Source organism: Nostoc sp. (assembly GCF_054880495.1).
This window is the reverse complement of sequence record NZ_JBTYKD010000024.1, coordinates 1-10,792: the sequence shown is the minus strand read 5'-3', so window position 1 is coordinate 10,792 and position 10,792 is coordinate 1. Positions and strand designations below refer to the sequence as shown.

The following is a 10,792-nucleotide window of genomic DNA, read 5'->3' as shown; positions in this document are numbered from 1 at the left end:
ACTATCTTCTATGGCTAACTCAATTTGGGTGCGAGAATCGGTGATAGAATCGAGCCAACTATCTGAGCGACGCTGGGGTTGATATTGCCACTTGAGCAGATGCAACAGCAAGCGAATTAGTTGACTGGCAATAGCCCGGCGTTCACTTTTGCCCAAGCCTTCAACCTCTTCAATCAGATATTTTACATCAACTTCTTGCCAGCGATGCGATCGCAATAGTTGGGCTGTCTGCTCAATCCACAAATTAAAATCTGCTGTATAAGTTGCGCTCATAGCCGCATAGTTTAGGTAAACCAAAATATCCTCATTTTCCAATTCGTTCAAGTTCCTCTCGCAATACTCGCCGTAATGTCTCTTCTAACGGTTCACGACGCTGCTGAATATACTCACGCAAGGCATTGTTAATCAAAGTTTGGTAATTTCCCCCACCTGCTGCGTGAACTTGGTCACGAAACCATGCTATTACTTGATCATCTAGGCGAATTGTAATTCGAGTTTTGCCTGTTGCTGTTGGTTCAATCGCTCCCCGCTTACCCTGGCTAAAATCATACTCAGTTTCCATGACTTATCCCTGTTCATACTGCTTTTGTTCATAATGCATAGCTTTGCGGGCAGAAATCAATCGAATCTGATCATTGCGCCATGTATACACAACTACTAAAACTCGACTGAAAGCATCTATCCCAATAGTGATAAATCTCTCTTTATCAAAACGTTCATCTGTGATGGTATATTGCTAAATCGTCAGAAAATACGGTTACTCCATCAGCAAAGTCAACGCCATGTTTGCGAAGATTGGCTGCTGCTTTATCCCTATCCCACTGATACGCCATCTAAATCTATTGTATGCACTAATGTGCATATTAGCAGAGGAAGAGTACTTGACTGATGTACTTGTGTATGTTTTTCTCAAACCTTAAAAATCTTCATCATCAACAAAAAATTCGGCATCGTCTTCTAATCGAGAATTACCCTGTTTAGAACCAGCAAGTCCCCAGAGAGGTTGCAGCAGTGCCATACCAATTAACCCTACACCGGCACTAAAAGTCAGCACTAAACCCATTGGTATCTGAATCGATTGGAATGTTAAGAATTTTAACGATACGGGTGTGGCATTTTGAACTGAAATAATTGCGATCGCTATTACCCAAACCGCTACAACTAGAGATGTCAAAAAAGGAGCGAGAGTTTTCATATCTTAATAAAAGTTAGAAATTAGGAGTTATTAAATTAGAAGTCATAAGTGTTAATGGGAGTTATATAGCGGTTCCCATTCAGATGCGGTACAACATTATATTGCGAGGTGTAGGGGCACGGCACTGCCGTGCCCCTACGGGTGTAAATCACGTAAACGAGAAACGCTATAAGTTAAGAATTGTTACTTTACAACTCTTAACTCCTAACTGTACAGACGCGATTAATCGCGTCTCTGCTCTTAACTCCTAACTTTTATGCCTCTAGTTTAGCAATAGCACTCTCTAACTCTTGGGCGATTTGAGTTAGTTTTTCGGGAGTGTTGGTTTCTAGATAGACGCGCACCAGAGGTTCTGTACCGGAAGGACGTAGTAAAACCCAGCTACCGTCTTCTAAATAGAGCTTAATACCGTCTTTACGCCCCACTTCCTTGACTTTAATTCCTGCTACCTCTGTAGGGGGATTTTTGGTAAAGGAGTCGATGACGGTGGTTTTGTGCGCTTCTGTGAGGTGCAAGTCTAGGCGGTTGTTGTAAAGGGGGCCATCGGCTTCGGCGATCGCTTCTTTGACAAGTTGACTTAGAGGTTTGCCTTCATAGGCGATCGCTTCTGCCACTAACATATCGGCTAATACCCCGTCTTTTTCGGGAATATGACCGATAATACTCAAACCGCCTGATTCTTCACCACCAATTAATACAGCAGTTTCGCGCATTTTTTCGCCGATGTATTTAAAACCTACTGGTGTTTCATAAATTTGCAGCCCATTTTTAGCAGCGAAATTATCCAGCAGGTGAGTTGTCGCCACAGTGCGGACGATCGCGCCAGTTTTTCCTTTGTTTTTGATTAAATGACGTGCTAGAACTAACAGCACAGTATTGGGTGTGAGGACGTTTCCTTGTTCATCAACGATGCCAAAGCGATCGCCATCTCCATCCGTCGCCAAACCCAAATCAGCGCGATCGCGAAGTACTGCTTCCACTAACTCAACTAATTGTTCTCCTTTGGGTTCTGGCATTCCACCCCCAAATAACACATCTCTCCAATTGTGGAAACTTTCTAACTCAACGCCACTATGTTGCAAAACTTCATCTAAATAGCCGCGAGAGGTAGAATACAAAGCATCGTACTTTACCTTTAAATTAGCGCTTTTGATCTTTTCTACATCCAGTAGGGTGTAGATAAATTGCATGTAATCAGGTTTCGGATCGAAAATTGAAATTGAACCTGATGGGCTGCTCCCAGGCAACTCATCCGATGCACTTTCGATATTTGCCACAATAGTATCAGTAATCTCTGGAGTGGCAGGGCCAGCATAATCGGGTATATATTTAATCCCACAGTAGGGTGCTGGATTATGGCTAGCAGTAAACATCAACGCCCCTGCGGAATTTAGGTGGCGGGCGTTGTAGGCAATTACTGGTGTGGGGCAATCCCGATCAGTAATTTTCACAGTCCAACCCAAGTCTGCCAGTATTTGGGCTGCTGTTTGGGCAAACTGGTCAGCTAAAAAGCGAGTATCGTAGGCAATAAGTACTGGTCTATCTTTCGTGTAGGCTGTTTCTAAATAAGTAGCGATCGCCCTTGTTACTTTCCGCACATTAGGGAAAGTAAAGTCATCGGCAATAATCCCTCGCCATCCATCGGTACCAAATTTGATCTTGCTGGACATTTTTGCCACTTGCTCCCGTACATTATTAGTACTATAAAAGCTTCGCGCAAAGAGTGTGTAGCAGCAAGTATCCCCGGAAGTTCTTTTCTAAGGGAACCTTAGCTAAAACTTCTTCCCACCGTATTTTCTCTCACTGTTTCTGAGCAATGTCAACCCCCGATCGACCTTTTGCCAGTTATCACCTTTGGTCTCTAATTGCCCCAGCGATCGGGCAAGAACGCTGGCATTGCCAGATGAGACGGGGGTTTATCAAAGCGCGGCAACACGAACCACAAGTCAAAGCGCTATTGACGCAAGCCACCGCACCCCAGCGAATTGGCATACTCGCCCAAAAAGGCATTTATGAGTTTCATCATCACAGTTATCTGTTGAAGCAAGCAGATGGTGTAGAAAGAGTTGCCCAGCTACTGAAATTAGCCAACTCAAGCGAGCAAGTCCAGCAACGCGTGCTGCAAATTTTGAAAAAATATCACGATGCTCCGTTGCTTTTGGATAAAGAAATTATCCAATTAACTCCGGGTGATGAAGGCTTCCCTAAAGCGATTTTAATTGAACAAGAAGATTATTGCTTTCGCTTATATGCAGCTATGGACTGCGTTTTCATTGAGGCTGATAGCACTTTACATATTTTAGATTTCAAAACTGGTAAATCTGTTTTTGACCGACGACAGGCATTAGTTTATTTATTAGCTGCTCGTTATCTTTACCCTGGACGAAAAGCTGTTGCATCATTTTATAATTTGGAAATATCGAAAAAGTCTGAGTTAATTAGTATTAATAATAGTGAATTAGAATCCTTAAAATTTGAGTTAGCTAATGTTGCCCACAAGCACCAGCACGATTTGCAAAAATATCAGGATGAAGCTAGTAATTTTAGTAAAATTTTCCCTCCCAATCCTGGCTCGCACTGCCGCTTTTGTCCATTTAATTCAATCTGTGAGTTTGCCGATTTTAAGCAGCATCAATCATCTCCTCTGCCCAGTTTAAGAGTTAATAGCTAGTGGGGAGTAGGGAGAATAACTAATGCATTTAAAATAACTAACATTTTATGAACGCAATTTGATATTCGTAAATGAACCTTAGAGCTTTGTGAATGAACCTTAGAGGATGTTTGAAAAGTCCGCTTATCGGTAGCAAAAAGTTTTCGATCCCCCTAAATCCCCCTTAAAAAGGGGGACTATGATTCCGGTTCCCCCCTTTTTAAGGGGGGTTAGGGGGGATCAATAAGTGCCTAAAATTACAGCCAACCACTTTTCAAACAACCTCTAAGAGCTTTGTGAATGAACCTTAGAGCTTTGTGAATGAGTGGTTGAGCAGGGAACGCAGGCAATTTTGACTTATCTTCGAGCCAGGTTAGAAGCTAAAGGATAATATCTTTCTAAGCTGCTAGTAGTTGGTGAAGGGGGTGTGGGTAAAACATCATTATTAAATGGCTCGTAACAGCACTATTGCAGAGATTATAAACGTATATTTGACTAGAATTAAGGTATTATAGCGATTATTGTTTGGATACCATCTACGGTAGGGGTTTACAGAAGTGCGCCTCTACCAGGGACACGCCAGTTTAGCTATAAGTTAACGCCGTGTGCAACTTTCTTTCAAACCTAACCTCGAACCCCTTCCCTACCAGCGTTGGGGAGGAAGAATCAAAGCCTCTCGGACTGTGGGCTACGGTGTACACACAAGTCTATTGAGACGCAATTGACGCTTTCTCGAATAGCCCAAAGAAACCTCACCCTGGTTCTGCTACGCAAAACCTGTCCCTCTCCTTATTAAGGAGAGGGATGTCCGATAGGACAGGGTGAGGTTTTGGAGGACTTTTGGGTAATCAATCGGATAACTTGTGTGTACAGCGTTGCTTCCTGTGGGGAAGAGGAATAAGTTGCACATCGCGTAAGTTAATATCTACCGTTTTACTGGTATTAGAAAAATGAGGTTTACAGACTGGGCGACTAGGGTGCTACTAATCTCGCTGATGTTCATGGCTTTAATTGTAGTGCTGCTAATTGGACGAGCAACAAAATTACAACATAATCCGATAACATCCCATACATCCTATCCACAGACTACAACTTGGAGTCAATATCCCCAGGTGCAATTCCAATCAGCGAAATACCCAGAGAAGAAATCTCAACGTCTTATCAAGTCCCCAGTCAAGATTTACAAGCCTGTAGCAAGGTACATAACCACTAAAGCTTTTGCACGTTACAGACCTAATTATCAAGTTGCTTCGGTTGATCCAAGTAACTATGGTGAACGGTACGCCCAAGATGTTAACGGTATTCCTGTCAACAATCAACCGATTATCGTCCTCCATGAAACTGGTTATTCTGCTTCCAGTGCTGTTAATTTTTTTCAAGAACCCCATAACGATGAAAGTGTGCAAGCAAGTTATCACGCTTTAATCAAGTTAGAGGGAACGGTGGTTTATCTAGTACCGCCAGAAAAGCGGGCTTTTGGTGCAGCTAACTCAGTATTTGATGGTTCCGAGGGAGTGGAAACTGTGCAGACTAATCCAAATTTGCCGGCGTCTGTGAATAATTTTGCTTATCACGTTTCTTTGGAAACACCGCCAGATAGTTATGACAGTAGCAGCCAACAAACTCATAGCGGTTACACGGAAGCTCAATATCATTCTCTTGCTTGGTTAATTGCTCAAAGTCAAGTCAGAAACGATCGCATCACTACGCACCGTCTAGTAGACCGTTCTGGTAAAAAAATTGACCCGATAAATTTTGATGGTAATAAATTTCTGAACTTACTTAATACTTATCGTCAGATCAGACCAATCTATAGCGTGAGTAATTAATTTATTTGCTTGCTGTTATAGCGGCTGCCATAATGGTTAGGACAAGTCTGCTATGGATAGCTGTGACAGCCGCTCTCTTAGGGTTTGAGAATGTCCTAAGCTGTCTGTCTACAGCTATAAATTACATCTATAGCAGTTCTCAATTGGATGGAATACAGACCACTCGTAGGGGCACAGCAATGCTGTGCCCCTACCATGCTTTGCATCCAAACGAGAACTGCTATATTTTGAGAACCATAGTTTTTAAAAGTAGTGGCAGCATCTTGCAATTATTGAAGCTATTTGCTAAAGCTATAGATTTGCTGCTTTTCTAGGCGATCGCTAATCGATGAAGGCAGTGTACCATCTGGGAATGTCTGTCGATCTAGTTGGACTTGTAAATTACTCAAAGGATCGCAACCAGAGGAAATCAGAAATTCTAATTTCTGGATGTAAGGCAAAGTTGCGAGGTTGTCCAGAATTTGGAAGACAGCTTGTATATAAGGATGACCACTTTGCTGATACCAATCAGAGCTAGCAACTTTTGGCTGATCAAAACCCAAGTGTACTGTTAAAGATGGCTCGTCAAATAAAGCGATCGCTAAGGGACGCGCTTCTTCCTGCAACAATAAATCATTACTTGCCGCTAAGTGTCGCAGTTTCTCTAGGCGTTCATAACGTTCGGTAACAGCTTCCGGGTCATCTCGCCAGTGGATTGCTACTGTCACTAGATAAGTCTGTAACAGCAGATGACCGAGCTTTTTCGCCTTTGTTGCCAGATAATAGGAATTGTAGTCGGTTGCCTCAATTAACAACGGTAAGCGATCGACTACTTCCAACCCATAACCTTTGACTCCAGCAATTTTACGGGGATTATTCGTAATCAACCGGATTTTTTGGATGCCCAAGTCCATGAGCATTTGTGCCCCCATGCCGTAGTCTCGCAAGTCAGCTGGAAATCCCAAACGCTCATTTGCCTCTACTGTATCCAGTCCCATATCCTGCAATGAGTAGGCTTTCAGCTTGTTAATCAAGCCGATCCCCCGTCCTTCTTGGCGCAGGTATACAACTACACCTTGACCTGCTGCCTCAATCATTTTCAGTGCGGCTTCTAACTGCATCCGACAATCGCAGCGCAAAGAACCCAAAGCGTCACCAGTTAAACATTCTGAGTGCATTCGCACCAAAACCGGCTCATCTTTGAAGTTAGCCGGATCGCCCTTGACAATTGCAACGTGTTCTGTGTTATCCACAGTATGGCGGTAGGCGTAAATTTCAAACTGGCCAAACTGACTAGGCAGCTTAGTAACAACTTCCCGATAGACTAGGCGATCGTGTTTTAGCCGATAACTGATTAAATCGGCAATACTAATAATTTTTAAATTGTGACGTTTAGCGTATTCAACTAACTGCTGCAACCGCGCCATTGAACCGTCGGGGTTTTGAATTTCGCAAATTACCCCAGATGGGTATAGCCCTGCGAGTCTAGATAAGTCTACAGCCGCTTCTGTATGTCCGGCGCGTTTGAGTACGCCTCCCTCTTTAGCCCGAATCGGGAAAATATGACCAGGACGACGTAAATCGGTAGGTTTTGTGGCTGGGTTGAGAGTAACCTGGATAGTGCGGGCGCGGTCTTCGGCTGAAATGCCTGTGCTAACGCCCAACTCCGGCCCGGCATCAATACTCACAGTGAAAGCAGTTTGGTTAGTATCTGTAATGTTGCTGACCATTAAGGGTAAGTCTAGCTCATCTAGGCGATCGCCTGTCATTGCCAAACAAATTAGTCCTCTAGCTTCCACCGCCATAAAATTAATCGTGTCGGGTGTAGCAAATTGGGCAGCACAGATTAAGTCGCCTTCATTTTCTCTATTTTCATCATCTACGACTACAATAACGCGACCAGCTTTTAGGTCTGCTAAGGCGGCATCAATCGAATCAAATTTAAATTTAAAAGCTTGGGTAATATTAGGCTGTGACACAGAAAAATTTCCAGCTACCAAGGTAAATTTTTTTAACAATTTATTCTTTTAAATTGTAGCTCCTTTATAAGGCAAGAAGTAGACTAGCATTGACACTCTCAGGTCTAAAAACAGGCTCGATTGTCTAAGTCTTGCTTAGAAGGGATATTTGACTATCCCTTTAAACGCTCAAAACAATTACCAATTTACCGAATATTCTGATGATTTGATCACGTGGCAAAAATTTTTGCCAGAAGTGGGGATAAAGTGCGGCGACGGTCAAGGATAAGGGAGATGAGGGGTTTGGGGTGTTTTGTGTGCTGTGCGTCTAGTCGCTGATATTGTTTATAGCTGAGAACGAATTAACCATTCATGGGTAAGGATTTCAGATCATGGGCAAATTTAGACGCGTACCCGTTGGGATTGTTGGCGCGTCGGGCTATGGCGGAGTACAGTTAGTACGATTACTGATGGATCATCCAGAAGTCGAACTGGTTTATTTAGGCGGTGAGAGCAGTATCGGGAAATCTTTGGGGGATCTCTACCCGTATTTGGCTCATGCAACTAACCTGCTAATAGAGGCGGTAGAACCAGAAATAATTGCTCATCGCTGTGAAGTAGTTTTCCTGTCTTTACCAAATGGTCTGGCTTGCCAAATCGCGCCCAAACTGTTGGAAAAAGGATGTAAAGTATTAGATTTAAGTGCAGATTATCGGTTTAGTGATTTGACAACTTATACAAATTGGTATGGGACACAGAGAAGCGATCGCACAATTGCAGCTACAGCAGTTTATGGATTACCAGAACTTTATCGCGATCGCATTGCCGAAGCTCAACTCATTGGCTGTCCTGGTTCCTATCCCACTGCAAGTCTTCTGGCACTTTTGCCACTTTTAAAGCAAGGTTTAATCGTACCAGAAACAGCTATTATCGATGCCAAATCTGGCACATCTAGCAGTGGACGGCAAGCTCAAACAAACTTATTACTAGCTGAGGCAGACAACTCCATAGCAGCTTTCAATGTCGGTCGTCACCGTCATACCCCAGAAATTGAGCAAATTTGCAGTGACTTAGCTGGTCACGAACTCATGATCCAATTTACACCACACCTGATCCCAATGGTGCGCGGTATTTTGGCAACCGTATATGCCACACTGCGCGATCCTGGTTTAGTGCGAGATGACTTAATCACAATTTTCTCCGCCTTTTACCGCAACTCTCCTTGGGTGAAAATCTGCGGTAGCGGCATTTACCCCCAAACTAAATGGGCTAGCGGCAGCAATCTTTGTTACATCGGTGTAGAAGTTGACCCACGCACAGGTCGCGTGATTGTCATGTCAGCAATTGACAATCTAATTAAAGGACAGGGGGGGCAAGCGATTCAGTGTCTAAACCTGATGATGGGCTGGGATGAAACCTTGGGATTGCCCAAACTTGGCTTCTATCCGTAAATGGGCATTGGGCACTTGTACTGACTTGTACTGACTTGTACTGAGCGGCGTCGTTGGCGCAGCCTAAGAAGAGAAGTAACGAAGTCGTTGGCGTAGCCTAAGAAGAGAAGTATTGGGCATTGTTTTATTCTTCTCTTGCCCGTCTGCCCGTCTGCCCGTCTGCCCGTCTGCCCGTCTGCCTCCCCAGTCCGCAATCCCTACTTCGGACCTAAACCTACAGCACCAGCATAAACGGCGCGATCGCCTAATTCATCTTCAATTCGCAGCAAGCGATTATATTTTGCAACGCGTTCGCTGCGACAGAGGGAACCGGTTTTAATTTGACCGGCACGGGTTGCTACGGCTAAATCAGCGATCGTTGTATCTTCGGTTTCACCAGAACGATGGCTAATTACTGAACGGAAACCGTTACGAGTCGCCAAATCAATCGTTTCTAAGGTTTCAGTCAGAGAACCAATTTGATTGAGTTTTATCAAAATGGAATTAGCGGCTTTTTCCTGGATGCCTCTTTGCAAGCGCGTGGCATTAGTAACAAACAAATCATCTCCCACCAGCTGCACCCGTGAACCTAACTTCTGGGTCAGCAATTGCCAACTTTGCCAATCTTCTTCATGCAAGCCATCCTCAATTGACACAATTGGATATTGATTAACCAATTGAGCAAGGTAATCAATAAACACCGTAGGAGCGTGAGGTTGACTATCATAGACATACTGCCCATTCTTGTAAAACTCACTAGCCGCCACATCCAACGCCAAAGCTACTTCTTCCCCTGGCTTATAACCAGCTTTCTCAATGGCAGCAACCAGCAATTCCAAAGCCACCTGATTAGACTCTAGGTTAGGGGCAAAACCGCCTTCATCGCCCACACCAGTTAGTAAACCCTTCTCATCTAATACTTGACTGAGGGTTGCAAACACCTCTGCGCCCCAGCGCAATGCTTCCCGGAAGGAAGTTGCGCCAATTGGGACAATCATAAACTCTTGAAAATCTACGTTGTTTGAAGCGTGTGCGCCACCGTTAATCACGTTCATCAACGGCACTGGGAGCAAATTCGCTAAAGGTCCACCTAAATAGCGATATAGAGGAATTCCCAAAGATTCAGCACCAGCTTTGGCTGCTGCTAGGGAAACCCCCAAAATCGCATTAGCCCCCAAATTAGATTTGTTAGCAGAACCATCTATAGCGATCATTGTCCGGTCTAGCAGTTCTTGGTTGAGGACATCCAAACCTAACAATTGGGGTGCAAGTGCTTCTCTGACGTTTTGCACTGCCTTAAGTACGCCTTTGCCCCCATAACGGCTTTTATCGCCATCACGCAGTTCATGAGCCTCAAAAGTGCCAGTAGAGGCACCACTGGGAACTTGTGCTAGTCCGACAACACCGTTGGCTAAATGCACTTCCGCTTCAATTGTCGGTCTCCCGCGTGAATCAAGAATTTCACGAGCTGCGATCGCCTCAATAGCAGTATCTAGAATGTTACTCATCTTTACTTAGTCCTTTACTTCGATTGCTTTCTTAGCGCCGATATAGTTTAGTGGCTAACCCAATCGCTAGCATAGGCGTTTAGGAAGCTTTATAGGCTGAGATTTAAGAATATTTCCAGTCATTTGGTCAAAGCGCTTTGCCCAAGGATTGAGATTAAGGATTAGAGATTAGGGACTGACAAATAAAAAAATATCCAACTATTTATTGTGGGGTGGGCGACACGAGAGCCTTTGGTTACTGGG

The 10,792-nt window shown here is 44.0% G+C and carries 13 protein-coding genes; 4 read left to right on the top strand and 9 right to left on the bottom strand.

Annotated elements, in window-relative coordinates; all coding sequences use genetic code 11:
- From ACYTXL_RS02595 to ACYTXL_RS02575, 5 genes are all read right to left on the bottom strand, one after another.
- Positions 1–273: DUF29 domain-containing protein (locus ACYTXL_RS02595; RefSeq protein WP_461923374.1), on the bottom strand; the 273-nt coding region annotated here is incomplete at its 3' end.
- A 31-nt stretch (positions 274–304) separates the two neighbouring features.
- Complete coding sequence (locus ACYTXL_RS02590; RefSeq protein WP_461923373.1) at positions 305–562, bottom strand: BrnA antitoxin family protein; 258 nt, start codon at positions 560–562, stop codon at positions 305–307.
- 3 nt (positions 563–565) lie between these two features.
- The gene (locus ACYTXL_RS02585; protein WP_461923375.1) at positions 566–682 is read right to left on the bottom strand and encodes a BrnT family toxin; all 117 of its coding nucleotides are present in this window, start codon (positions 680–682) and stop codon (positions 566–568) included.
- 34 nt (positions 683–716) lie between these two features.
- Entirely contained in the window at positions 717–833 is a 117-nt protein-coding gene (locus tag ACYTXL_RS02580) for a BrnT family toxin (protein WP_461923372.1), read from the bottom strand.
- A gap of 83 nt (positions 834–916) precedes the next feature.
- Complete coding sequence (locus tag ACYTXL_RS02575; protein ID WP_461923371.1) at positions 917–1,195, bottom strand: LapA family protein; 279 nt, start codon at positions 1,193–1,195, stop codon at positions 917–919.
- An 83-nt stretch (positions 1,196–1,278) separates the two neighbouring features.
- Between ACYTXL_RS02575 and ACYTXL_RS02570 the strand changes: the two genes are divergently transcribed.
- The gene (locus tag ACYTXL_RS02570) at positions 1,279–1,446 is read left to right on the top strand and encodes a hypothetical protein (RefSeq protein ID WP_461923370.1); all 168 of its coding nucleotides are present in this window, start codon (positions 1,279–1,281) and stop codon (positions 1,444–1,446) included.
- Positions 1,447–1,449: 3 nt separating this feature from the next.
- Here ACYTXL_RS02570 and ACYTXL_RS02565 read toward each other — a convergent pair whose 3' ends face one another.
- On the bottom strand, positions 1,450–2,865 hold the full coding sequence (locus ACYTXL_RS02565) for a phosphoglucomutase/phosphomannomutase family protein (protein WP_461923369.1): 1,416 nt from the start codon (positions 2,863–2,865) through the stop codon (positions 1,450–1,452).
- 146 nt (positions 2,866–3,011) lie between these two features.
- Here ACYTXL_RS02565 and ACYTXL_RS02560 point away from each other — a divergent pair, with 146 nt between their 5' ends.
- A complete protein-coding gene (locus ACYTXL_RS02560; RefSeq protein WP_461923368.1) occupies positions 3,012–3,866 on the top strand; it encodes a PD-(D/E)XK nuclease family protein in 855 nt (284 codons plus the stop codon).
- Between the two features lie 929 nt (positions 3,867–4,795).
- On the top strand, positions 4,796–5,674 hold the full coding sequence (locus ACYTXL_RS02555) for an N-acetylmuramoyl-L-alanine amidase (RefSeq protein ID WP_461923367.1): 879 nt from the start codon (positions 4,796–4,798) through the stop codon (positions 5,672–5,674).
- 278 nt (positions 5,675–5,952) lie between these two features.
- Here the strand turns inward: ACYTXL_RS02555 and ribBA are convergent, their stop codons facing one another.
- On the bottom strand, positions 5,953–7,632 hold the full coding sequence (gene ribBA, locus ACYTXL_RS02550; RefSeq protein ID WP_461923366.1) for a bifunctional 3,4-dihydroxy-2-butanone-4-phosphate synthase/GTP cyclohydrolase II: 1,680 nt from the start codon (positions 7,630–7,632) through the stop codon (positions 5,953–5,955).
- A 371-nt stretch (positions 7,633–8,003) separates the two neighbouring features.
- Here ribBA and argC point away from each other — a divergent pair, with 371 nt between their 5' ends.
- Positions 8,004–9,062 (top strand): N-acetyl-gamma-glutamyl-phosphate reductase, encoded by a 1,059-nt coding sequence (argC, locus tag ACYTXL_RS02545; protein ID WP_461923365.1) that lies wholly within the window; start codon positions 8,004–8,006, stop codon positions 9,060–9,062.
- Here the strand turns inward: argC and ACYTXL_RS02540 are convergent.
- Positions 9,053–9,256 (bottom strand): hypothetical protein, encoded by a 204-nt coding sequence (locus tag ACYTXL_RS02540; protein ID WP_461923364.1) that lies wholly within the window; start codon positions 9,254–9,256, stop codon positions 9,053–9,055. The two genes, argC and ACYTXL_RS02540, sit on opposite strands and share 10 nt — an antisense overlap.
- Positions 9,257–9,259: 3 nt before the next feature.
- Positions 9,260–10,549, bottom strand: a complete 1,290-nt coding sequence (eno, locus tag ACYTXL_RS02535; RefSeq protein WP_461923363.1) for a phosphopyruvate hydratase — start codon at positions 10,547–10,549, stop codon at positions 9,260–9,262.
- Positions 10,550–10,792: the final 243 nt, after the last annotated feature.

Excerpts from the sequence above, each read along its gene's own strand:
- ACYTXL_RS02555 (WP_461923367.1), top strand. The coding sequence starts at position 4,796 with ATGAGGTTTACAGACTGGGCGACTAGGGTGCTACTAATCTCGCTGATG.
- argC (WP_461923365.1), top strand. The coding sequence starts at position 8,004 with ATGGGCAAATTTAGACGCGTACCCGTTGGGATTGTTGGCGCGTCGGGC.
- ACYTXL_RS02570 (WP_461923370.1), top strand. The coding sequence starts at position 1,279 with ATGCGGTACAACATTATATTGCGAGGTGTAGGGGCACGGCACTGCCGT.
- ACYTXL_RS02590 (WP_461923373.1), bottom strand. The coding sequence starts at position 562 with ATGGAAACTGAGTATGATTTTAGCCAGGGTAAGCGGGGAGCGATTGAA.
- ACYTXL_RS02560 (WP_461923368.1), top strand. The coding sequence starts at position 3,012 with ATGTCAACCCCCGATCGACCTTTTGCCAGTTATCACCTTTGGTCTCTA.
- eno (WP_461923363.1), bottom strand. The coding sequence starts at position 10,549 with ATGAGTAACATTCTAGATACTGCTATTGAGGCGATCGCAGCTCGTGAA.
- ACYTXL_RS02565 (WP_461923369.1), bottom strand. The coding sequence starts at position 2,865 with ATGTCCAGCAAGATCAAATTTGGTACCGATGGATGGCGAGGGATTATT.
- ACYTXL_RS02580 (WP_461923372.1), bottom strand. The coding sequence starts at position 833 with ATGGCGTATCAGTGGGATAGGGATAAAGCAGCAGCCAATCTTCGCAAA.
- ACYTXL_RS02575 (WP_461923371.1), bottom strand. The coding sequence starts at position 1,195 with ATGAAAACTCTCGCTCCTTTTTTGACATCTCTAGTTGTAGCGGTTTGG.